Origin of the sequence: Muricaecibacterium torontonense, from assembly GCF_004793925.1 — a bacterium.
GTDB classification, from domain to species: domain Bacteria; phylum Actinomycetota; class Coriobacteriia; order Coriobacteriales; family Atopobiaceae; genus Leptogranulimonas; species Leptogranulimonas caecicola.
The window spans coordinates 260566-284896 of sequence record NZ_SRYE01000002.1; the positions used below are offsets into that span (position 1 = coordinate 260566).

The 24331-nt window shown below is 60.7% G+C and carries 14 protein-coding genes and 3 tRNA genes; 12 read left to right on the plus strand and 5 right to left on the minus strand.

Going from position 1 to position 24331, the window contains the following annotated elements:
• The first annotated feature begins 545 nt into the window (after positions 1 to 545).
• From mfd to E5334_RS04120, 7 genes are all read left to right on the plus strand, one after another.
• Positions 546 to 4001: a transcription-repair coupling factor gene (gene mfd, locus E5334_RS04090; protein ID WP_136012330.1), complete on the plus strand. Its 3456-nt coding sequence runs from the start codon at positions 546 to 548 to the stop codon at positions 3999 to 4001.
• A 104-nt stretch (positions 4002 to 4105) separates the two neighbouring features.
• Complete coding sequence (mazG, locus tag E5334_RS08910; RefSeq protein WP_136012331.1) at positions 4106 to 6376, plus strand: nucleoside triphosphate pyrophosphohydrolase; 2271 nt, start codon at positions 4106 to 4108, stop codon at positions 6374 to 6376.
• Between the two features lie 133 nt (positions 6377 to 6509).
• Complete coding sequence (locus E5334_RS04100) at positions 6510 to 7586, plus strand: hypothetical protein (RefSeq protein WP_136012332.1); 1077 nt, start codon at positions 6510 to 6512, stop codon at positions 7584 to 7586.
• A gap of 3 nt (positions 7587 to 7589) precedes the next feature.
• A complete protein-coding gene (locus E5334_RS04105; RefSeq protein ID WP_136012333.1) occupies positions 7590 to 8588 on the plus strand; it encodes a Ppx/GppA phosphatase family protein in 999 nt (332 codons plus the stop codon).
• Between the two features lie 61 nt (positions 8589 to 8649).
• Positions 8650 to 8733, plus strand: a tRNA-Leu gene (locus E5334_RS04110).
• A gap of 59 nt (positions 8734 to 8792) precedes the next feature.
• A complete protein-coding gene (locus E5334_RS04115) occupies positions 8793 to 9101 on the plus strand; it encodes a PTS sugar transporter subunit IIB (RefSeq protein ID WP_136012334.1) in 309 nt (102 codons plus the stop codon).
• Between the two features lie 87 nt (positions 9102 to 9188).
• Complete coding sequence (locus E5334_RS04120) at positions 9189 to 9674, plus strand: hypothetical protein (protein WP_136012335.1); 486 nt, start codon at positions 9189 to 9191, stop codon at positions 9672 to 9674.
• An 85-nt stretch (positions 9675 to 9759) separates the two neighbouring features.
• On the opposite strand, the gene E5334_RS04125 is transcribed toward E5334_RS04120, so the two are convergent.
• From E5334_RS04125 to E5334_RS04135, 3 genes are all read right to left on the minus strand, one after another.
• Positions 9760 to 9835, minus strand: a tRNA-Glu gene (locus E5334_RS04125).
• 127 nt (positions 9836 to 9962) lie between these two features.
• Positions 9963 to 10982, minus strand: a complete 1020-nt coding sequence (locus tag E5334_RS04130; protein ID WP_136012336.1) for a hypothetical protein — start codon at positions 10980 to 10982, stop codon at positions 9963 to 9965.
• Positions 10979 to 12136: a response regulator receiver protein gene (locus tag E5334_RS04135; RefSeq protein WP_136012337.1), complete on the minus strand. Its 1158-nt coding sequence runs from the start codon at positions 12134 to 12136 to the stop codon at positions 10979 to 10981. The genes E5334_RS04130 and E5334_RS04135 overlap by 4 nt, the downstream gene beginning before the upstream one ends.
• A gap of 489 nt (positions 12137 to 12625) precedes the next feature.
• On the opposite strand from E5334_RS04135, the gene E5334_RS04140 reads away from it, so the two are divergent.
• From E5334_RS04140 to E5334_RS04155, 4 genes are all read left to right on the plus strand, one after another.
• Positions 12626 to 14146 carry a PTS fructose transporter subunit IIC gene (locus E5334_RS04140; RefSeq protein ID WP_136012338.1) on the plus strand — a complete coding sequence of 507 codons (1521 nt, stop codon included), beginning with the start codon at positions 12626 to 12628 and terminating at the stop codon, positions 14144 to 14146.
• Between the two features lie 170 nt (positions 14147 to 14316).
• Positions 14317 to 15240 (plus strand): 1-phosphofructokinase family hexose kinase, encoded by a 924-nt coding sequence (locus E5334_RS04145; protein WP_136012339.1) that lies wholly within the window; start codon positions 14317 to 14319, stop codon positions 15238 to 15240.
• Positions 15241 to 15542: 302 nt separating this feature from the next.
• The gene (locus E5334_RS04150) at positions 15543 to 16754 is read left to right on the plus strand and encodes an iron-containing alcohol dehydrogenase (protein ID WP_136012340.1); all 1212 of its coding nucleotides are present in this window, start codon (positions 15543 to 15545) and stop codon (positions 16752 to 16754) included.
• A 349-nt stretch (positions 16755 to 17103) separates the two neighbouring features.
• Positions 17104 to 21606, plus strand: a complete 4503-nt coding sequence (locus E5334_RS04155; protein ID WP_167604294.1) for a DUF7601 domain-containing protein — start codon at positions 17104 to 17106, stop codon at positions 21604 to 21606.
• Positions 21607 to 21760: 154 nt separating this feature from the next.
• On the opposite strand, the gene E5334_RS04160 is transcribed toward E5334_RS04155, so the two are convergent.
• Positions 21761 to 23302: a Mur ligase family protein gene (locus E5334_RS04160; RefSeq protein WP_136012342.1), complete on the minus strand. Its 1542-nt coding sequence runs from the start codon at positions 23300 to 23302 to the stop codon at positions 21761 to 21763.
• A gap of 80 nt (positions 23303 to 23382) precedes the next feature.
• Here E5334_RS04160 and E5334_RS04165 point away from each other — a divergent pair.
• Positions 23383 to 23457 (plus strand) — tRNA-Val (locus E5334_RS04165).
• A gap of 129 nt (positions 23458 to 23586) precedes the next feature.
• Here the strand turns inward: E5334_RS04165 and rph are convergent.
• On the minus strand, positions 23587 to 24315 hold the full coding sequence (gene rph, locus E5334_RS04170) for a ribonuclease PH (RefSeq protein ID WP_136012343.1): 729 nt from the start codon (positions 24313 to 24315) through the stop codon (positions 23587 to 23589).
• Positions 24316 to 24331: the final 16 nt, after the last annotated feature.

Here is a 24331-nt window from a genome sequence, read left to right on the forward strand (position 1 = left end):
CTTGGGGCCGGCGCCCTTTTCGTGCCCGCGGGGACCTTCGGCGGTGCTGGGGGAGGAGGCGCGCGGGATGAAGGGGCGCTGGGCGAGGATGCGCTAAAATATCAAATAATGAATTTGTGTTTTAGGACCTTCATCGCACTTGGACGACGCAAACACCGAGAGCGACGAAGCAGCGAAAACACAAATCGCGGGGCAGTCTGCACGCGAAGGTCTTCGTGACCCTGGGGCAACGTATCGTCCGAAGGCGTAAACATGCGGCCTATGCGTCGGCGCAGTGCGTGCACCAATGGCTCAACGACGTTGTTTCCCATGTAAACCGCCGGTCCTGTGCCCGAAGCACCCTCAGGGGGGGTAGTATCCCTAAAGCTTGCTCTTAAGGCCCACGCGCAAGCGTCAGGGCCCTTTTGGCATGTCCATAAAGTCCATGCCGAGAAACTCGCCCCTCCCATACATATCTATAGCGATCGATGTGGGATTGGCGGGTAATCATCGGTTGGTTTCCGGTGCCATCTCTGTCGTTCCCTCGCCTAGGAAGGCCGCCTTCCATGATCATTGACCGTATCGCCAAACAGCTTCTGGCAGACGCCAACCTGTCGCCGTTGGTAAAGGCGCTGGCAGCCCATCAAGACGCCACGCTTTCGGTAGGCCAGTCCGGCCGCGCGCTGATGCTTGCCAGCCTGTGGGCCAAAGATCCCAGGCCCTGTCTTTATGTGGTCTCCGGCGAGGAGCTGGCAGACCGTGCGGCCCGCACCCTTCAAGCCTGGCTGGGGCTGGAGCAGGTGGAGCGCTATCCCATGCGGGAAGATCTGCCCTGGAAAGACACTAAGCCCAATATGGCGGTGCTGGGCGCCCGCACTCAGGCGCTGGCAAGCCTGGCCACCGGCGAGCCGCGCATTGTCGTAGCCAGCGCCCGGGCGCTTTTGCGCCGGGTGCCTCCGGCAGAGGTGCCCTTTTGGCAAACCCTTCGCTACGAGGTGGGCCAGGAGGTGCCCTATGAGAAGATCGGCGGGGCGCTGCTCGCGGCCGGCTACGTGAACTTGGGCGAGGCAGCGGAGCCAGGCTCCTTTGGCATCCACGGTGACAATGTGGACGTATATCCAGCTCAGGGCACCAACCCCGTGCGCCTGGAGTTCTTTGGCGACGAGATCGACCGCATCCGGCGCCTGGTGCCGGCCACAGGGCAGACCATCGGCGATTTGGATGCGGTGGAGTTTCAGCCTGCCCGCGAGTATGCCCTCACTGACGAGACGGTAAAGCGCGCGGAGCATGCCCTTTGGGATAGGGCTCGCGAAAGTTCGGCGGTGGCGGCAGACCTGGAAGCCATCACGGCGCGCATTCCCAATCCTCAGACAGAGCGTTACCTGGCCCAGCTCTACGGGTCGACGGCCTCGCCCATCGATCATATTTGCAAGGAGGCGCTGGTGTGCCTCAACGAGCCTCGTGCACTCTTTGACGACTGCTTGCGCGCCTACGACGACCTGGCGGCCTCAGCCAGTGCAGCCAAGCTCAAGCCGGAGCTCGCGGAGCTCTACACAGACCCTCGCAAGCTTGATTTTGGCTCCCAGCAGCGCCTGAACTTCTCTTCGCTCAATACGGCCGGCACTCCGGTGACCGCCGAGCTTACCGTGCGCCAGCCGCAGATCGCCGGCTCTGACACACGCCTTTTAGGCCGCACCCGCGAGCTTTTGCGCGATGACTTCGCCATTGCCTTTGCGGTGCCCGACAGGAGCGCCCGCCAGTCGCTGGAGCTCTCCTTTGGCGACGAGCACGTGCCCTTTGCAGAGTCGTTGGCCTCAGACCCTGCCAATGCTGCCTCCATATTGGACCCGGAGGCTTACAAAAAAGCGCTGCCTCTCCAAGCGGGCTCGGTGAGCTTCTTCGAAGCGCCGGTTCCTGCAGGCGTGATAGTGCCCTCTGCCCGGTTGGCGATCTTCTCGGTAGGGGACTTGACGGCTCGTTTTGCCAGCCGCACCAAATCGCGCGCCATCGATCCCACCCAGGTGACCTTCCCCTTCAAGCCCGGCGACTACGTGGTTCATGCCACTCACGGCATCGCCAAGTTCGCCGACATCGTGCGTCGGGAGATCGACGGGCGCGAGCGGGACTACTTCTTGCTGGAGTATTCGGCGGGAGACAAGCTTTACGTGCCGTTGGAGCAGGTGGATCGCATCTCGCGCTATGTGGGGCCGGACGGGTCGGCGCCCAGGCTCACGCGCCTCAACACCGCGGATTGGTCGCGCGCTACCGCCAAGGCGCGCAAGAGCGCCAAAAAACTGGCCTTTGACCTAGTAGAACTCTACACTCGCCGCGCCACGGTGCAGGGCTATGCCTTCTCGCCGGACGACGCTGCCCAGCGCGAGATGGAGGCAAGCTTCCCCTATCCTTTGACTTCTGATCAAAGCCGCGCCATAAACGATATCAAAGCCGATATGGAACAGCCCAAGCCAATGGACCGCCTGCTCTGCGGCGACGTGGGTTTTGGCAAGACCGAGGTGGCCCTTCGCGCCGCCTTCAAGTGCGTGGAGGACGGTCGCCAGGTCATGGTGCTATGCCCCACCACCATCCTGGCCCAGCAGCACTACGAGACCTTCCAGGAACGCTTCGCGCCCTTCGGCGTCAAGGTGGCGGTGCTTTCCCGCTTCAGGACTGCCGCCCAGCAAAAGAAGTCCTTGGAGGAGTTTGCCAAAGGCGAGGCAGATGTGCTTATCGGCACCCATAGGCTGCTGTCTCGCGACGTGAACCCCCACAATCTGGGCCTGGTCATCGTGGACGAGGAGCAGCGCTTTGGCGTGCAGCACAAAGAGCAGCTCAAGAATCTGCGCGAGCAGGTGGACGTGCTCACGCTCTCGGCTACGCCCATCCCTCGCACGCTGCAGATGAGCCTCTCGGGCGTGCGCGACATGAGCCTCATCATGACGCCGCCCAAAGGCCGCCTGCCGGTGAAGGTGCACGTGGGGGAGTACGATCCCGATGTAGTGAGCGATGCCATTCGTGCCGAGACAAGCCGCGGCGGTCAGGTGTACTACGTGTCTAATCGTGTGACCACCATCGATGAGGCGGTGGAACGCGTGCGTGAGGCGGCGCCGGAGGCTCGCATCGGCGTGGCCCATGGGCAGATGAGCCCGCGCGAGGTGGAAGACGTCATGGAGCGCTTCCAGACTCACGACATCGACGTCTTGGTGGCCACCACCATCATTGAGAGCGGTATCGACAACCCTCATACCAACACCCTCATCATCGAGGACTCCCAGCGGCTGGGTTTGGCTCAGCTCTACCAGCTCAAGGGCCGCGTTGGCCGCGGGCGCACCCAGGCCTTCGCCTACTTCCTGTTCCCTGGCGAGCGCCCGTTGACCGAGGAGGCCACCGAGCGCCTGACCGCTATCAACGAGTATCAGGATCTGGGAAGCGGCATGCGCATCGCCATGCGCGACCTGGAGATCCGCGGTGCGGGATCGCTGGTGGGCGCCGAGCAGCACGGCAACCTCCAGCAGGTGGGCTTTGACCTGTTCACCCAGATGCTGGGTGAGGCTGTGAGCGAGGCCAAGGGCGAAGTGGGCGAGGTGGCGCCGGCAGAGACGGTGGTGAACCTCTCGGCAGACTTCTTCTTTGACGACGAGTACATCCCCGAGATCGACAAGCGCGTGCTGGCCTACCGCCGTGTGGCCGCCGCCACGGAGCTTGCCCAAGTGGATGCGCTGGAGGCCGAGCTGGAAAAGACCTACGGCTCATTGCCGCCGGCAGCCCGCAACCTGTTGGACCGCCAGCGCATTCGTATTCGTGGGGAGAGGTTGGGGATCACCTCGGTGGCGCTCACCGGAGGCCAGCTGGTCTACATGGGCGCCGACGTGCCTCGCGACCTGGTGCCGGGACTCAAGCGCAAGGGCGCCCGTGTGTTCTCCCAGTCTAAAAAGCTCACCTATCCCTTCCGCAAGGACGCAGAGGATCTGGTAAGCGCCGCTTTAGGAGTCTTGGAGACTCTGGGCGGCGATGATGAAGACTAGTCGGGCCGGTGGTCCTGACCGGCCAGCCATGTCAAAATTGAAAGCTACAGGCGCTCGCCCCTCTGGGAGGGGGCGAGCCATAGAGGCGAGGTAGAGGTGCGTCTATGAGTGCAAAGGCATCCAAAGCGATGAAGGGCAAAACGACCAGGAGGGCCAAAGTCAAAGGGCGCAAAGCTAAAAAGGCGGCCGCCCCGGCAACCTCCCGGGGCGCCTCTCGGACGTCTCAAGCAAAGGCGTTGCCGCAGCTGCCCCCAGCCGAGCAGCGCCGGTGGTCGCTCTTCTCGGCCAGTCGCTCTAAGCCGCTGGTGCCTGAGGTGCTCGATCGCGACGGTCAGGCAGTGCCCAAGGATCAGGCGCCTTCTGTGGTGCGCTATCTTCAGGGCTGCGTAACGGCTCGAGTGAGGGACGGCGGCCTCGTGCAGCCGGAGCGCTTCTCGGCAGCCCAGCTGGATTACTTGCATTCTGTTGGCCGCGGTCACAGGGCCGATGCCACCGCCGGCGTATGCCTGGCCTTCTCCACGCGGGCCACCTGTCTCTCGCTGGAGGTGGAGGTGCTGCAGGACCTCTCCCATGACGCCGCAGACGCTCGGCTCATGAGCGAGCTTCTGGCTCGGCAGGAGGCCCAAGGGCGCACAAAGCTGCTGGCAGAGGAGGGAGCCTGGGTGCCTCGGTCCACCACTGCCCCTGCGGCAGGGCTCATGGATGGCCTGGGGCTTGAGGCGGGTGGCCGGTTCTATGGGGCGCGGGTGGAATCGGGAACGGCAGAGTTCGAGCTGGACAATCCTGACCGTGCTCTCACGACGTGCCGCCTGTGGCTGCCCAGTCTCATGAGCGTGGCGGTGGGAAACCTCCGTGCCAACGATCGGCTGGAGCCTCTGGCGCCGGCCCCCTTGCTGCTGTGCCTTGGCGACTCCATCACCCAGGGCTTCATGGCGGGCTCCCCGGCTCACAGCCTGGGCGCGAACCTGGCCCGCGAGCTGGGATGCCAACTGCTCAACCAGGGCATTTCCGGCCACGTCTTCGACGATGAGACCTTGAAGGGCATGAGCTCGGTGCGCCAGGCGGCCCCTGCTCTGGTGACGGTGGCCTATGGCACCAACGACTGGGCCAAGGTGGCCTCTGCCAAGGAGATCCGCACCCAGGCGCGCCGCTATCTGGAGCGTCTCACCCAGCTGTTCGACCCCTCGACCATCTTTGTGATCTCGCCTCTGTGGCGTGCCGATAAGGACGTCTCCGCCTCCGGGAAGCCTTTGGGCTGGGTGAGAAAGACTCTCAAAAAGCTCTGCGACGACATGGACATCTCCTATGTGGATGGCAAGGATCTGGTGCCCCATGATCCCCTCTACTTTGGAGACGGCCGCCTGCACCCCAACGCCGCAGGCTATCTGCACTATAGCGAGGGCGTGCTTCAGGCGTTGGCAGCCGCCCGGTTCCCGGCGTCGCTTCAGGCGGTGAGGGCTGGGAAGGCCGCGCCGCAGCCTGGCTTGGCGCCTTTTTCTGCCGCAGGGGCCGCGGCTTCCGAGCCTTCCTTAGAAGCCCAGGTAGATGCTGTGTCCCAAGAGCGCCCTGGCGCGCCTCAGACCCATCCGGACTTCGATGCCTTGGTGCGCACCATCTGGCGCCTGCGCCAACCCGACGGCTGTCCTTGGGACAGGGAGCAGACCCACGCTTCCATCAAGAAGAACATGGTGGAGGAGGCCTATGAGGCGGTGGATGCCATCGAGGCCGCCGACGATGCCCACCTTCAAGAAGAGCTGGGCGACGTTCTTATGCAGGTGCTCCTCCATGCCCAGATCGCCCAAGATGACGGCGCCTTTGGCATCGACGACGTCCTCTGCGGCCTCAACGCCAAGCTGGTGCGCCGCCATCCCCACGTCTTTGGAGCCCAGGACGCCTCCAATCCAGAGGAGGTGCTCTCCATCTGGGAGACGGTCAAGAGCCGGGAGCGCGCCAATGCCCAAGCTCCCCAGGGGCTTTTGGACTCGGTGCCTCGGGCACTGCCTGCCTTGATGGAGTGCCAAAAGATCTCCAAGCGCGCCGCTCGCGCCGGCTTTGACTGGGACAGCCCTGAGGCAGTCTGGGACAAGGTGGACGAGGAGCGCGCCGAGTACCTGGCAGAGCCCCAAGGCTCTGCCGCCGTTGCCGTCGAGTTTGGAGACCTGCTCTTTGCCCTGGTAAACGTGGGCCGCAAGGCGGGCATCGACTGCGAAGAGGCCCTGCGCGCCTCCAATGCCAAGTTCCGCCGCCGCTGGCAAGGGGTGGAGGAGCTCTGCCATCAGCTGGGCAAAGAGCCTCACCAGCTCTCAACCCAGGAGCTCAACGAGCTTTGGGACCAAGTGAAGGCTGCCGAGAAGGACGCGCCCTCCCGGGCGTAAGCCTGCAGGGCCGTCCCGGCCAGCCCGCGCACATGGCCTCTCCACAGGGCTGAAGCCCAAGGCTCTATACTGTCATCTCCACCGCAGATCATTCGCACTACCTCGCACTCAAAACCTGGCACTGAGGAGTTAGATGTCCACACGCGCTCGTTCCCATAGCAATCGGCGCTCCAACGACGCTACGTTGACCTTTAGGCCCAGATCCGGCCCTGCTCCCCAGGCTGGCAGCTCCCGCAGCGCCAACGGCAGGGCTTCTGGGCCAGAGGCAGAAGAGGCCGAAGAGCCTCTCTACGAGGTAGAGGACTATGAGGAGTCCCAGGTAGCTGGGGATGAGTCCTATAGTCGCGGGCCTGCAGAGCCCTACCGGCCGGAGATCCAGCTTACTGATGACGGCCCCTATATGGACGCCTCGGGCTATCGCAAGCCGTCCTCTACGCGCTTCAGGCCTTCGGGCACGTTGGCTTCAACCCAGTTGTCGCAGCCCTATGGCAGGGGCGCGTCTGCCCAGGCCACCGGCGATTTGTCCCAGGCGCGCAGGCGGCTGGAGGCCCAGGGCACTCGCAGCCAGCGTGCCTCAGGGCGCACAAGCACCCAAGGCTCCTGGTTCTCTGTCACGGTGGCAAGCCTCAAGGAGCGGGTTTCTCGGCAGACAAAAGAGTCAGGGCGCCCCGCTGCCGGCCGCTCTGCTGCGAGCGCAAGGACAGGGCGCGCTACCTCGGCGGTGGGCGCAAAGCTAGGGGACGACTTCAAGGGCGTGCGCACTTCGCGGTGGGGGCGCTCCAAGGGCGATGAGGGCTCGGAGGCACCCAAGGCTCCCTGGCAGGTGAGGCTCAGGGTGCCCCTGGCAATCATGGGCATTTGCCTGGTGGCTCTGGCCATCCTCTACCCGCCGGCCTGCGATTACTACAGGGCCAGGCGCAACGGCGAGGTCTATCAGGCGCAGCTGGATGCCTTCAATGGCCTTAATGAGGAGGAGAAGGCCCGCATTCGCTCCCTCAATACCGAGCAGGGCATCGAGGATGAGGCCCGGCTCCATGGCTACGTGCGACAGGGGGAACAGGCGGTGACGGTCTCGGGACTCCCCGAAGAACAGGATGCCGGCCAGGCCGCGCCCATTCCCGACGACATTAAAGCTGAAGTGTTGGCGCGTACAGATCCCTGGTACGTCCAAGCGCTGGACGTGCTCTTTGGCTATAAGAAAGGTGCATGAGTTATGGAAGACCTCATTCGCGTAGCAGCCATCGACCTGGGCACGGTGACCGCCCGAGTAGGCATCGCCGACCTGCGCGACGGCGAGCTGGAGGCCATTGAGCGCAAGAGCACCATCTGCAATCTGGGCGAGGGTGTTGATGCCACAGGCCAGCTGTCTCAAGCGGCCATCGATCGCGTACTGGCTGCAGTGGACGACTTTTTGCAGCAGATCAAAGAGGCTCGTTGCCATTACGTGGGGTGCTTTTTGACCTCGGCCGCCCGAGATGCCGAGAATAGCGAAACCCTCTTAGAGGCGTTGCGCTCCCGTGGGCTCGATCCTGAGGTCTTGTCCGGCGAGGCCGAGGGCCCTTTGACGTTTTTGGGGGTGACCCAGGCCATCGACCTGCCCTCCATGGCGGTGGCAGACCTAGGCGGCGGATCTACCGAGCTCACCTTGGGCGGCGTGACCGAAGAAGGCGTGGTAGTGGACTGGACCCATTCCTTTGACGTGGGCGCCCGCCGCGTCACCGAGCGCTACCTGGAGCGCACCGACCCTCCCGCCCGCGATGCCATCGTGCAGTGCTGCTGCGAGGTGCGCATGGCTTTTGAGGCTCAGATGCCCTGGATGGACGGCATTTTGCCGCGCCCTGACGCCTTGGTGGTCACCGGTGGCACGGCTACCACGGTAGTGGCTGCCAAACTGGGCTTGGATCCCTACGACAGCGCCCAGGTGCAGGGGGCTACCCTCACCATTGGCGACGTGGACGAGTTCGCTCAGCTGCTCTCTGCCATGACGCAGGAGCAGAGGGCGAAGATCGTAGGCGTGCAGCCTCAGCGAGCTCCGGTGATTCTGGGAGGCGTCTTGCTGTTGGGCGAGCTCATGCGCGCTGCAGGCTTCCTAGAGCTCACGGTGAGCGAATCGGACGGTTTGGCAGGGGAGTGTGTGGCTATCGCTCAAGAGCTGGCTCACAAGAAGACAGACCTGCCCCTCCAGGTGAGGGTTACCGATCTTTGGGCCTAAAATGGTTCTTTGATCGAGCTCCTCGTCACGGGCGAGATGGGCTACCATGAGGAACTGATCTGGGGGCGTGGCGAAACGGCATACGCATCGGACTTAAAATCCGCCGCCTTCGGGCTTGTGGGTTCGAATCCCACCGCCCCTACCAGTAGCAATTAGCGAGGGCAGGCTGCATGCCTGCCCTTTTCTAATAGAAAGCAGCGAAGCATGAAGCGCATTCTTTTGGCCTGTGGCTCGGGTTTTGCCACCTCTACTGCAGCGCGTACTCGTCTCGAGCGCCTGCTCAATGAGCATGGCTATGAGGGTCGCTACGAGATTCATCAATGCAAAATCGCCGAGGCCGCCCGCCTCTCCGACAGCTTCGACTTTTTGGTGGCTACCATGATGGCTCCGCAGCATCTGGGCTGTCCCTATGTCAACGGCATTCCCTTCCTGCTGGGCGAAAACATGGGTCCCTCTGAGCGTCAGGTGCTTCAGCTCATGGAGACTCCCTCGTGCCACCTAGGCACCAAATAACCTCTGCACACCACGGGGGTGCAGGCCTGTTCCTGCGCGCAAACGGGTACAGTCCTCAAAATGAGGTTTCTTAAGGCTGGAGGGCACATGAAACGCAAGATCACAGCAATGCTTATGGCGGCAACGTTGGCGCTCAGTCTGGGCGCATGCGGTCAATCGTCTTCAGCTACCACCAACAACGACGAGGCATCCCAGTCTGCCGATGCCACTGCCACCACCAAGAGCTTCAGCTCTGAGCAGTACGGCAACGTGGGCGAGGGCACTGCCTACCTGGTAAGCGGGGAGGGCTCTACCCAGAACGGCTCTATCCCCGAGCTTGCGGTGAACCCTGCCAAGCGCGCAGCCCAAATCACGCTGGTACTCGAAGGCGTTCCTGCCGATACAATCACCTACGTCTATGTGGATGGCCAAGAAGCCGCCACTCTTAATAAGTCCAGCGAAACCGCTGATTTGGAGCTCAAAGACGAGCAGTTGGACTCCGGCGAGCATTCGGTGGAGTTTGTGCAGTTCGACTCCAACAAGCCCTCCGGGTCGGTGACCTTCTATCGCGTAGGTCGCTATATGGTGAACTAACGGGATATCGGCGAGATCCTTTGGCTGCTGCAACCAGTCAAAAACAGCCCTAGAAACGCGCGGTTTCTAGGGCTGTTGCGTTTTGTGGTGCCCCCAACGAGACTCGAACTCGTGTTTTCGCCTTGAAAGGGCGACGTCCTGGGCCACTAGACGATGGGGACTAAGGCGACTTGTGCGTATCGGCATTAAAAATACCGTGACCTGGCTTATAAGGCCTAGGCGCACAAGAGCTTACTGAGTATAGCAAATACTTTTGGGCGCTCCCAGACTCACTCAATAACCCACAACTCAAAAATCGTAGCCGCGGGATTGGGCGAAGGAGGCAGCCTGCTCGGCGACTTGGGGCTGGTTGGCGACCCAGGTGATGAACTCGGGCACGTCTACCACCAGAGGGTCTGCCTCGCGCACTGCCAGGGTGACTTCTTCGAAGGAGCCAGGGGCAAAGGTGGGGCGCAAAGGCAGGTAGGGCTCCACGTAAACCGGATGCAACAGAGCATAAGCGGCGCCTTCATTGAGGGACAGGAAACCCTGGAGGGCCCTGCGGGCAGCAGGCATGCGGTCCAGCTTGAAGAGCATCACCGTGCGGGCTAGGTTGGTCCAGGCACTGCCTCGGCGATGGAAGCGGGCATCCAGCTCGTCAAAGCCAGTCTCGTCTTCCAACCGTGCGAAGGCGAGGGCTTGGGTGTGGCGCATGCCCAGCTCGTCGTTGGGCAATAAATCCAGAAGCTGGCCGGCGGTGGTAAGGGCCCGCTTATAGAAGGCAGCCTCTGTCGCCATAAAGGCGATGGCGGCTTTATGGCGCAGCGCAGGGCGGGCAAACACGTTGTCCCAGGCAGATCCAGAGGCAGGTATATGGAGTTCTTGGCCTTCCAGCTGTTGGGATTCTAGGTCGATGAGCGCCTCGACCACCTCGAAGGTCTCATCTTCTTGCAGCAAGGCAGAGACCACGAGTGCGTCGGTGCAGCGAGGATCGATCTCTAAGGCGTGCCCTGCGGCTGCAAGTACCTGGTCACGGCGCTTGGCAATGGTGGCCATGTAGTCTTCGTTGGAGAGGAACTCGTCTTCTGGATGCGGCTGGCGATAGCTGTCGAGCACGGGGGCCAGCTTGGCAAAGGCAATGTCTGAAGGGTGGGTGAGGTATGGCCCAAGGTCTTCTTGGACAGCTTCCAAAAGGGCTGAGAAGGCGCCGTCGCTCATGGGCTCATGGGACTCTTTGTAGTAAAGGGCTACGCGCCAAACCAGCTCTTCTTGAAAGGCAGCCGGCGAAGCGGGAGAGCCGCCAGGTGTAAGCGGGGTAAGTGTGCTCATGAGCGGGATTGCCCCCAATCGCCAAGCAAATCAGAAGGTCCGTCAAGGTCCCATCCGCCTTCGCCGTCTTGAGGGAACGCATCTGGCCCCTTAGACATTGAAGAGGCATCCAGCGGCACGGGGCCATTAGTAAGCATGGCCCTCAGTTCGCGCTCGTCTTCCTCGGCTTTTTGGCGCACCAGGGGATCTTGAAGCATAAAGGCGCCCAGGGTGCCATAGCCCTTGAGGTCCACGCCTTCTTGCAACAGTACCAGCGCCTCGCTGGTGGCCAAGACAAGCTCGTCGTTGGAGTAGGGCTCTACCGCCATGCGAGCAAAGATGCCCTCGGGTACTGCAGAGGATTGAGAGAGCACATAGGCAGCGTGGGGATAGATGCGCAGGATCTGATGGAGGATCTCGCGCGCAAGCTTGTAATCGTTGGCCTTGGCGCTCAGGGCCATAAAGGCAAAGGAGGCCCAGGCATCAGGTGCCGGGCGGTTGCGCATCTTGCGCGTGCGCTTTCGAAGAGAGAGGAAGCCCTCGCCGTCTTCCAGCTTCGCGTAGGCCAGCGCAGCGGTGAAGCGGGCATCAGCCACGTCTTCTGAGTCTTGGGCGAGGAGTTTCTCGGCAGCGTCGCGGGCAATAGAGTACCTGCCACACACCAGAGCATGAGAGGCCAGGGCAGCCGTCCAGCGATAGGCAGGAAAGAGGAGCAGGCGCGCCTCGAGGTCTGAGGCTACCTGCGAGGATTTGAGCGCCTCTTGGGCACGGGCCTGGCACACCTCCCAGGTATGAGCCTCGCCGTCTTTGAGGTAGCGATAGTAGGCCTCGCGGGTGGGGCTTTGCTGGGCCGTCAGGGCGCGCTGGGCATCGAAGCAGCCAGGGTCTAAGGAGACAGACTCAGAGAGCAGGCCTTGGGCCTCTTGAATGAGGGCGTAGGCGTCGTCCTCGGCCTCTACAAAGGGAAGCTCGTTGTCTATGAGCGTGACGGCCTGGGCCATAAGGTGAAAGGCGCGGTCTTGGTCTGTTTGAGGCAAGGCATCGTGGTTGCGGGCGAACTGGCGGCGAAAGGCGGCGGCTTCTCGCGCCATCCCGTAGCTGTCGGTAAGTTTGTGGTCGCGCAAATAGCGGATGCTGAGCAGCTGGTATTCCTCCCGGGCTGCATCAAAAGCCATGAATCCTCCTCCTAAAAGATAAATAAACAATTATGGCACGAAGGCAACGATTCTTTCAAGCATCAAATTAAGGTACCTAGGTGAACATGCAGTTTATAAGTAATTATAATTTAGCGTAAACTATGTGAAATACCAGCTAGATGACTATATAAAGGTAGACATTTATCGAAATTATAAGGGATGGATAGTAAAGACCCTTACAGTATTAGTCATACATAATTAGCTTTTATTACCGTTCACGGAGAAATATTGACCGTTTGTCTGGCTGAATTTAACCAAATAGTTTCAGCTGCTATTCAATGACCGTGAGCGAGAGGCTTGTATTGCCCGTAGGCCGTGGTTTGTAGAGACACATCTGGCCAACGGCGCAGCGCGTGGGAGGACTGCATCTGGCGGTAGGTTCTAACCTGCAGGTGGAGTACGCACAGGTCTTTCCAGATATCAGTCTGGCGCACAGTTGCGCCAACGATCCGGAAGAGAGGGACACGCATGTCCGAGCACTACGACATCCTCGCATGCACTGGCTGCCCCACCGGCATCGCCCACACCTTCATGGCGAAGGAAGGGTTGGAGAAAGCCGCCAAGGAGAAGGGCCTCACCATCAAGGTGGAGACCCACGGTCAGGAGGGCGTGAAGAACGCCATCACCGCTGAGGACATCGCCAACGCGAAGGCAGTAGTCATCGCTGCCGACGTGAACGTGGACGAGGGGCGCTTCGCCTCCAAGCCCATGGCCAAGGCTGGCGTCACCGCAGGCATCAAAGATCCTGCCGGTCTTATCGATCAGGCTCTGGCTGCCAAACCCGCCAAGGCCGAGGCTGCTCCCACCGACGAGGAGCTGGCCATGGAGAACCATGGCTTTGAGAAAGGCGGGATTGGCCAGGAGATCTACAAGCACCTCATGAACGGCGTAAGCCACATGCTGGTCTTCGTGGTAGCCGGTGGCGTGCTCACCGCCATCTCCTTCCTGTGGGGCATCACCTCGTTTGACTCCACGGCTGCCGACTACAACTCCTTCGCCGCCATGCTCAAGATCATCGGCGGCATCGCCATGAACCTCATGGTGCCCATCCTCTCGGCTTACATCGCCGAGTCCATCGCCGGCCGTCCTGGCCTGGTCCCTGGCTTTGTGGCCGGCATGATCGCCATCCAGGGCCTGCCTGTCTCTGCTGAGACCGGCCTCATCGATGCTGGTGGTTCCGGCGTTGGCTTTGGCTTCTTGGGCGGCATCATTGGCGGTTTCTTGGCTGGCTACGTGGTGGAGGGCCTGAAGAAGGTCTTCTCCCACATCCCTGAGAGCCTCAACGGTCTCAAGGCCATCTTCCTCTATCCTCTGTGCTCCACCTTCATTGTTGGTCTTGCCATGCTGGCCATCTCCGGCCCCATGGTGGCCATCAACGAGGGCATGATGAGCTTCTTGGAGAGCCTCCAGGGCGGCAGCCCCATCGTGTTGGGTCTGGCCATTGGCTGCATGTGCGCCTTTGACATGGGCGGCCCCGTGAACAAGGCTGCCTACGTCACCGGCACCATGCTTCTGGGCGCTGGTCTCTCCGCCGGCCCAGGCACCGCCGAGTACCTCTCCGGCACCAACTTCATGGCTGCCGTGTCTGCCGCCTGCATCGCTCCTCCTCTGGTGACCTCTTTTGCCACCATCGTGGGCAAGAAGTACTTCACCCAGGAAGACCGCGACGCCGGCCTGGTGAACCTCATCCTGGGCTGCACCCACATTACCGAGGGCGCCATCCCCTTCATGACCAAGAACATTTGGCCCGTGATGCCCATCATGATGCTCTCCTCCTCCATTGCCGCCATCCTCACCCTGCTGCTGGGCGTGCACGTGCCCGCTCCTCACGGCGGTTTCCTGGTGCTCCCCGTAGTGGATCAGCCCCTGGCGTGGGTCGGCGCCATTCTCGTAGGCGCCCTTGTGGGCGGACTCCTCTTCCTGCTCTTCAAGAAGTCCCAGTACGACAAAGAGCGCAAGGCCGAGAACGCCACTCCCAAGGCTGCGTAATCGTGCAGTCTCTCCCTAAGCCCTTTGGCCTTGGGGATGCCGAGAAGCCCCGCAACCTCTTGAGGTAGGCGTTTCTTTGGGTAGAAGTTATGCTCCTGATGCGGGCCTGACCTGGTTTCTCAAGGTCCGGCCCGCTTTTTCATTCATTCCAACCTGTTGTGGGAGAACCGATGATCCACACCCTCACTACCAACCCTGCAATCGACATGAACATCCAGACCAGCAAAGGCGAGCTGGTGCCCGATGCAGTGAATCGCTGCCAGGACGCGGTCTATTCGCCTAACGGCAAGGGCCTCAATGTGTCCTTCACCTTGGCCCATTATGGCTGCCAGAGCCAGATCCTGGGATTTTTCGGCGGCTTTACCGGCGACTATATTGTGGAAGGCGCCCGCAAGACCTGCTCTGTGGATCCTATCTATGTGGATGGTATCACCCGCATCACCGTGCTTTTGCGCGCCGGCCAAGTGGAGTACACCATGCCCGGCGCCGGTGCTTTCGTGCCTGTCGAGGCGCAGCAGGAGATGCTTTCTAAAGTGCGCGAGCTGGAGGGCCTTGAGTGCCTGGTGACCTCAGGCTCTTTGGCCCCTGGCATGGAGGGCGACTTCTACGATGAGCTGGCGGGAGTGCTGGCAGAGGTAGGGGCAGACGCCGTCTTTGACGTGTCCTCCACCCATCTAGCCTCGCTGGTAGGCAAGAAGCCCCTGCTCATCAAGCCTAACGACGACGAGCTGCGCGACATCTTTGGCCTGGATGTGACCGACGACGCCAGCGCGCTGGCCGCTCTTGAGAAGGTCCATGAGCTGGGTGCCCAAAACATCCTGCTCACCATGGGAGGCCGCGGAGCCTATTTTTACAACGGCGAGCATCTCTGGCGTGCCTCGGCACTGCCCATCAAGCCCTATCAGACGGCCTGCGCAGGAGATGCGACCTTGGGGGCGTTCTTATCGGTATGGTATGAGAATCGCGACGCTGTGGAAGACGCCCTGAAGCGCGCCATGGCCACCGGCGCCAACGCCGCCCTTTGCCCGGGTATCGGCGACTTTGCCCGTGTGGAGGAATTCGTGGCCCAAGTGCAGGTAGAGCAGGTGCGCTAGGGCTTGGGACGAGAGGGGCGCCCTGCGGTCTTTCTGCGAGACCCCGCTCAGCCTAGGCATCTATCAGCATAGATGCAGCAAGACGTCAAATAAGACAACCTATAATGATACTCCTCTGGGGCTCGTGCGCATGCGGGCCCCGGTTTTTTATCGGTCAGAGTAGGGGAGGGCTAGGTAAGGAGTTGCCCGAAGGCGGCGGGGTGAGAGGGCTCTAAAATGACACCTGACTGGCCAAACGGTAGAGGCGTTTGGCATTCTGGATTGGCTCGCCCGCTGCGAGCCCACAGGAAGGAAGGCAAGTTATGGCCCAATTCACACTCCCTCGCGACATTTTCCATGGCGAGGGCGCACTGGAGCAACTCAAGACGCTCAACGGCACCAAAGCAATCATTGTCACCGGCGGCGGCTCCATGCGTCGCGGCGGCTTCCTTCAGCGCACCGAGGAGTATCTGCAAGAGGCCGGTATGGAGACCCTGCTGTTCGAGGGTGTCGAGCCTGATCCCTCAGTAGAGACCGTCATGCGTGGCGCCGAGGCCATGAGGGAGTTCGAGCCCGATTGGATCGTAGCCATCGGCGGCGGCAGCCCCATCGACGCTGCCAAGGCCATGTGGGCGTTCTACGAGTACCCCGAGATCACCTTCGAGGACCTCATCACGCCCTTCAGCTTCCCCACGCTGCGCACCAAGGCTAAGTTCTGCGCAATCCCCTCGACCTCTGGCACAGCCACCGAGGTGACCGCCTTCGCCGTCATCACCGACTACGACAAGGGCATCAAGTATCCTCTGGCAGACTTCAACATCACCCCCGACGTGGCTGTGGTGGATCCGGAGATCGCCTACACCATGCCCGCCAAGCTTTGCGCCCACACCGGCATGGACGCCATGACCCACGCCATCGAGGCCTATGTCTCCACCGTGGCCTGCAACTTCACCGATGCCGACGCCCTGTGGGCCATCGAGCTCATCCACAAGTACGTGGTCAAGTCTTACCAGGGCGACAAAGAGGCGCGCCGTCAGATGCACGACGCTCAGTGCCTGGCCGGCATGGCATTCTCCAACGCGCTGCTGGGCATTGTCCACTCCATGGCCCACAAGACCGGCGCCGCATTCTCCGGCGGCCACATCATCCATGGCGCCGCCAACGCCATGTACCTGCCTCGCGTGATCCAGTACAACGCCAAGGATCCCCGTGCCGCTGAGCGCTATGCAGACATCGCCCGTCGCCTGCACCTGGCCGGCGATACCACAGAGGAGCTGGTAGCCTCCCTGGTGGCCGAGCTGCGCCACATGAACGACGAGCTCAACATCCCTCAGGCCATCAAGAACTACGGCGAGGGCGGCCTGCCTGCCGAGGTCTCCATCATCGACGAGACCGAGTTCTTGGAGAAGCTGCCCGAGGTGGCAGCCAACGCCATCGGCGATGCCTGCACCGGCTCCAACCCCCGCATTCCCACCCAGGAGGAGATGGAGAAGCTGCTCAAGTGCGTCTACTACGACATGGACGTAGATTTCTAACGTTCTTCCTGCCGCGAAGGGCGCGCCACAACTCTCTTATGCACTAGATATCGAAAACCGCCTTGCCGCATCTGCGACAAGGCGTTTTTTTGTTGGCAAAGCAAAGCGAGACCAATGAACTTGAACAGCCCGCGAGCTGATCCCATAGATTGGGCAACCTGGATATATATAATGTTATATGTATCACAATAAGAGATGTTGTTGCCAAATTGAATTTAAAAAATAACGCTTACTACCAGCATTTATGAAAATAAACTGAGAGATGAAATTTGCTTATGTGCTTGAATATATAGTTATAGAAGCCGATAATTTAAAGACACAAGTGCTCATTGTGGATGAGGAGAGGAAGATGAGGAGATCTTCATTGGGCCAAGGCATGCGTAAGGCGGCCGTCGCATTGATAGTGGCTTGTGCCCTGCTTTTTGCCGGGACGCCTGCCTATGCGGCCGTGACCCAGGAACAGCTCGAAAGCCATGTGGTCGAGGGGCTCAATCCTGCCAATACCAAAGTAAACCTCTTTGACTATGACACGGGGGAAAGGGGTGCCGGCAATACCGATACGCTGGGAACCACCGGTGGGGCCACCCCTTCTGTGAATTACAACACGTGGCTCACCAACCCTGGCGGCATCAATTACGGGCGCCTGCTTACCTTTGGCGACGGCATGCGCCACCTGGGTTACTGGAACCAGGGCATCGTGGCTGCTTATGGTGACATCGCGCTAAGCCGTCCCGGCATGCAAAACATCGTGGCCCCCACCCTTTCAGGCGGCTACCCCGTCATCAATGCCGATGACAGCTTGCTGGGCCCCAACGGCGGCGCCGTGGGCGCCTATAACTCCAATCCTGAGCTCTATAGCACCGCCATTCGCAACACCAACGAGATGATCTATGGTAATGCGGGTCCGCTCTACACGAGCGCGCTGGCCTCGAGCAGGACCAACCCGCTGTTCAACCCCGTGTGGGGCTGGAACATCGACCCTGCCGTGCAGGCCCAGGCGCTTTCTGTGGCAGCCGGCACGGGAAACATCGATTTTGCCGCGCTCAACAACGACGTCGCCATAAACTCCGACACTGCTGAAGGGCAAAACCTCAAAGCGACGCTTTCGAGCGGCTCCTCGCCGGTGGACTATGCCCATGGCTACGAGCTGCCCGAGTCCATCCGCTCACTCCAATACCTCTTTGACCCTGATACCGAGGCTTCCGGCAAAGAGTCCTACAACAACGTTACCGGCCTGTTCCAGATGGACGACGAAGGCTATTACTACTACAACATGCGTGACAACTTCGCCCAATATGTGGAGGATCCCCAAGAGGGCAGTGACGGGCATTTCGTGCTCTACGACGCGCCGGCCGGCCTGCGCACCGACGGCACGAACTCCGTGGGCAACTTCTTCCCCTTCAACAGCGCAGCCAACGCCTTTAGCCTGGACAACGGCCAGCTGCGAAACGCCTTGAACGCCAACAACCAGGGCAATGTCGAGCCTGTGGACCATCATTTGGGCATGACCGTCGAGACTACCTTCCGACAGCCCATCGACGGCAAGGTGGGCGCCAACCCCATGACCTTCGAGTTCGTGGGAGACGACGACGTCTGGGTCTTTATCGACGATGTGCTGGTGTTGGATCTGGGCGGCATCCACTCCGAGATCTACGGCACCATCGACTTTTCCACCGGCGATGTCAATATGGGCACCGCGTTCAACTCCAATGGCGAGATCTTCAATGCAGACGGCTCCTATATCACCGAGCCGGCAATCAAAACCAATATAAAGAACATGTTCGACAGGGCGGGACGTTCTGGCGACGAGCGGTGGAACGGCAACACCTTTGCCTCCAATACCAGCCATACCTTGAAGATGTTCTACTTGGAGCGCGGCAACTATGACTCCTTGCTGGCGGTGCGCTTCAACCTGCAGGACACGCTCTATCAGCAGATCGAGAAGGTGGACCAGTTCGGTCGTCCTCTAGCGGGCGCAGAATTCGACCTTTATGCGGCACTCCCCACCGATGGCACCACTCCCTCTGTCTCTAACAGCAGCACTTATACTCTGGACAACGTGCAGGCGAGTGGGGCGGCGCTGACCCATCTGGTGACCGACGAGAACGGCATTGCCCGTTTCACAGATCCCACCCTCCCAAGCCGTGACGGCTCCGCTCAAGAGCCCTTCAACTTCTCAGACCGCTATAACGAGAGCACGGGAGAGGGGTTGCTCTATATCCTGCGCGAGACCAAGGCGCCCGAGGGCTATAAGTCAACCCCCCAAGACCTCTTGCTGCGATTTGAGCCTGACTACACGATGCTGGTGGTGAACAACCGCTATCAGGTTGGCGCTTACTCCAGTTTCGTAAGCCACATCTTTGGCAATAGCGCCCAGGTCTTCTATGGGCAGGTGGGTCCGGACGGCGGCTTGGTCGACCAGATCCCTGGCTCCAGCCCTGTTGCGGTGGCCGACCAGGAAGACGGGCTGGTCGTAGTAGTGCCCATGCTCAAGACCCGCGTGGGAGCAGAAGACCAATGGCTACCGCTCTATGGTGACAATTTGGATGGCTTCAAGGCCATCCATTACGGGGAAGACCGCGATGCCGAGTATGAGTCCTTTAAGGAGCAAGTGCGCGTGGTGACTCTCAAAGGCGCCCTCATGCAAAGCGCCCAAGCGCAAAACTCTGTAAACGCCAACGGTTGGTTCCTCACCTGGGATCATGACACCCAACGTTTGAGCGGCTACCTTGAGAATCTTCCCGGCCGTGCCGATCGCTATCTGCTGCTAAACCCTGAAAGCGGCGATATGCGCAACTTCTATGCCATCATCAAACCTGAGGCGCTTATGCGCGTGCTTGGAGTTGATCGGGACGCGCTTCATGCCATGACCAGCGAGGAGCGCTATGAGGCCCTAGGCCAGAAGGTGGCCCAGGCGCTGGCAAAGGATGGGGGCCAGTACGGCGAGAACGTTAAGGCCATTCTGACTCAAATCAACCCTTACGACGACCCCGACAATCCTGACACTAACAACTATCTCACCCGCGGTTACACTCCCTTAGATATCAAGCAGTTCGTACGCAATTTTCGTTCGCGCATTTACATCCCCAATGAGCGGCGCGAGCTGCGCGTGTCCAAGGTCGACCAGACGGGAGCCGGCCGCAACGGTGCGACCTTCGCTCTCTATGACACGCTAGAGAAGGCTCAGGCTGCAGATCCTGCTTCCGCCGTGGCCCAGGGCGAGACCGCCACGGTCGACGGCACTGACGGCATGCTCATCTTCGAGCCCACTCAGGGCCATAGGGCGACTGCAGGCTATGCCGACATGATCTGGCCCGACGTGGAGCTCTCCCAAGAGCCGGTGACCTACTACCTTCGCGAGATCAAGGCGCCTGAAGGTTGCGAGATCAACGAAGAGATCATCGACGTCAAGGTCGGTGTCTATTCCATCTATGCAGATGCCGGCGTGCAAAACGACGGCGTCACCGTCATGGCCGGCGTAGGCAAGCTGGCCCAGACCATGGTCAAATACGCCTCCGAGGGCGACGTGAACGTGACGTTGCGCGACATCACCTCCATTGCGCAGCACCAGGAGTCGGGCGCCTTCAGCCTCACCGGGTGGCAGGACACCCTGTTGCCCGACACCAACACGCTGCAGCTGCGCCGCTCCATGAACCTGCACTACGGCGTCAACGCGGTGGTGGACTATGGTTTGGGGGACAAGGACGGCGGCAAGAACTACATGCCCTTCTTTGTCACCGACACCGGCTACGTGCGCACACGCGTCCAGCAAAACCTCAACGCTCACCCCAACCCCGACGACCCCTACTACTCCACCGCCGAGTGCGACGATCTGGGCGATCAGGACATCACCGGCCTGTTCAGCCTCATCAACACGGTGGTGGTGACCGATAAGGACACCACCAAGCCGGCCACCGGCGGCCTCAGGATCTCGAAGACCGTGGGCGGCGAGACCGCCACGGCAGAGGACTTCACCCGCAAGTATCATTTCACGGTGGAGCTCACCAATGAAAAGGGCGAATCGCTCCCGGAATCTTTCAACTATTACGGCCGTGATCGTGCAGGTACCGTCAAGAGTGGCGACCAGCTGGTCCTCACCCATGCCGAGGAGCTGGTGGTTCTCGGCATCCCCGAAGGCACGACCTTCAAGATAACCGAAGCGGAGGCCAATGCCACAGGCTTCTATACCTATCCTGCCTCCGGGAAGGTGGAAGGGGTGGTGGCAGCCGACCAATTCAAGGGTGCCCGCTTCTTCAATTACCGCGGCGAGCGCCCTGACGACCCCAAGCTCGAGATTGTCAAAGAGCAAAAGACCGACGGCTCCGAGTTCACCCGTGAGAAGCTCCAAGTAGAGACCGACACCTCGGTCACCTATCGACTTGCCGTCACCAACACCGGCGGCAGCACAGCCCATGAGGTGCAGGTGGAAGACCTCCTGGAAGACGACCTCATCTATGTAGAGGGCAGCGCTTCTGACGGCGGCTCCTACGACGGCGCCAAGGTGACCTGGAATCTGGGGGATCTGGAGGCAGGCGCGACCAAGAGCGTCACCTTCCAGGTCAAGGTGCCCCAAGTGGAAGGCGCCAGGTCCTGGGAGAACCTGGGGACCGTGGTCTTCACCCCGCTGGGCGAGGAGGATCCGGGTGATCCCGTGCCTTCCAATGTGGTAGAGATTGAGAAGCCCGAGGATCCTGCTAACCCAAGCCTCCCAAATACCGGCGGGGGCAGCCAGAGCCAGACGAGCAAGATCGTTCCTACCGGCGACACCCACTCCCTGCTGCCTGCCATGATGGCCTGTGCAGCATTAGCCATCGCTCTGGTGGCATGGAAGGTCGCGCCCAGGCGCAACTGACCCAAGGAGGACGTACTGTTTGAAGGGGCTCGGAAACTCGTGACTTCTTAGAAGAAAGCCTTGGTCACCTGGTGGCCAAGGCTTTCTCCATGCCAGAGAGCGTTGAGTCCCCGGCGTTTTGGAGCGAGCCGGAGGTGTCAGATGCCCCGCGATGCTAGTCCTCTTTATGCACCGCGTCGTACCAGGCGATCATGTGGGCGCTGGCAGATACGTCTGACTCCTGCGGCACGTCTATGTTGTGGATGCGCACTGATCCCTCATCGGCCTTGCCCAAGAGACACATCACTACAGGGGTTTTATCCTGTGCGGCCTGGGCCTGAGCCAACTCAAAGGCACGCAGCCGCGCTTGAGGGCGATAGGGGATCTTCTCATAGGGTGTATCTGGTGCCACATAGGCGCTTATCTCGTCCAGAAGCGTGGTGGGGTCGATGGGACCAGGATCATCAGAAGTCAAAATAACGTAGTCTGAAAACTGCGACCCGATGCGGGGCAGGTCTTCATAACGGTCCAGTGCTTTGCCACCCGAGACGCCAAAGAGCGAGATGATATAGGCCGTGGGGAAGTACTGCTTCACGGTCTCGAAAAAGCGCCGGTAGGATACGTCGTTATGGGCGTAGTCCACAATGGCGGTGAGGCGTTTGTCGGCGGTGGAAAACAGCTCCATGCGCCCAGGTACTCGCACGTTAGAGAGGATTTTCGTGCATTGCAGCCCGTCGACCCCCGATGCCTCGACGCAGGCGATGGCGGCCAGGGCATCCTCCACGTTGTGGGCGCCTAAAAGGTCGATGAATACCTTGGAGGCGCCTTGGGGGGTATGGGCCACAAAGCGGGTGCCTCCCTGCTGGGGTTTGATGCAGGACCCATAGACGTTGGCTGCAGGATTATCCAGGCTGTAGGTAAGCGCGGTGGAGTTGCTGGTGGCAAGCGCGCGGGCAACCTCTGCATAGTGGTCGGTGTCAAGGTTCACCACGCAGGTTGTGGCTTGGTCAAAGATGCGCAGCTTGCTGTCCAGGTAATCCTCGAAAGAGGGGTGTTCCACCGGAGAGATATGGTCGTGCCCAATGTTGAGGAAGCATCCTACCGAGAAGTGAACCCCCAGCGTGCGGTCGTATTTGAGCGCTTGGCTGGAGACCTCCATGACCACATGGGTGAGGCCTGCCTCCTTCGCATGGGCCAAGTAGCGCCAAAGGTCGGGGGCTTCAGGGGTGGTGTTTGCGGACTCGTAGGTGTTCACGCCGTCGAAGATGTCATGAGTGCCCATAAAAGCGCAGGGCCGAGGCAACACGCTGTCGAGCATGGAGCGAATGAGGCATGTGGTGGTGGTCTTGCCTTTGGTGCCGGTGACGCCAATGATGGTGAGGTCTTGATCTGGGTAACCCCAGGCGGCAGCCGAGACATAGGCCATGGCCTTACGAAGATCTGTGCATACCAGATGAGGGATACCAGGGGCTTGCAGAGCTAGCTCGGATTCTCTCTCAGCAGCGCAAAGATAGGCAACGGCACCCGCGCCAAGGGCAGCGTCCAAAAAGACTGGCTTAAACGCCGCGCCCTTGCACACAAAAAGGTTGCCAGACTCTACTGCGCGTGAGTCGCAGGCGCATCCATACACCTGACAAGATGGATCTCCCACCAGCGCGGTGGCAATACTTTTGCTGGTAAGAAGGTTGGCCAGGTCTTGAAGCGTGATCGAATTCATGAGATGTCCGTTTCGAGATTTGCAGGTTGTCTGTTTTGCCGAGAAGAGCCTCCCGCCTGTGTTAGACTTCTTTCTCGCACGGGCGATTGGCGCAGTGGTAGCGCAGGTGCCTTACAAGCACAAGGTCAGGAGTTCAAATCTCTTATCGCCCACCAGACTTTTACGAGGTCATCGGCTTGGTGTCGGTGGCCTTTTTTCTTGACTGCGGCCCTAGGGACCAAATGGGGCAATGGGTGTCTGGATCCAAGAACTGGACCGGCGTGCAGGAGAACCATGGGTGTTCCTTAGTGCCAGCTTGTGACCTTGCGCTGGAGCTCCAGGAGAGTGGCAAGGCCTGCTTGGCCCAAGTCCAATAGCTGGTTTAGCTGGTCGCGGGAGAACGCCATCTGTTCGCCGGTGCCCTGGATCTCCACGATGGTGCCGGTGGCGGTGCCAACCAGGTTCATGTCTACCTCGGCATGGGAGTCTTCCTGATATGCCAGGTCCAATAGGCAGCGGCCGTCCACGATGCCCATGGAAACCGCGGCCACCTGGCCGATAAGAGGAATGCGGGGGATGCGGCCGGCCTTGACCCAGTGGGCCAGCGCGTCATGGAGGGCCACCCAGGCGCCGGTGACGCTGGCGGTTCGGGTGCCTCCGTCGGCCTGGATGACGTCGCAGTCCACGGTAACGGTGACCTCTCCTAGAGCCTTCATGTTCACCACGGTGCGCAGGCTGCGGCCAATGAGGCGCTCGATCTCCATGGAGCGGCCCTTGCGCCCCCGCTGCTCGCGGCGGGTGCGAGTGGAGGTGGAGGCAGGCAGCATGGCATACTCTGCGGTGACCCACCCCTCGTGGCTGCCTTTTCGCCAGGCTGGGACACCTTCTTCGATAGTGGCGGCACATAGCACCCGGGTGTCGCCAAACTCAGCCAAGCAGCTGCCTTGGGCGTTTTTCATCACTTCTCGGGTGAGGGTCACGGGGCGCAGGTCGGCCGGCGCACGGCCGTCAAAGCGAGGGGCATCAATAGACATAGATCTCCAATAAGTA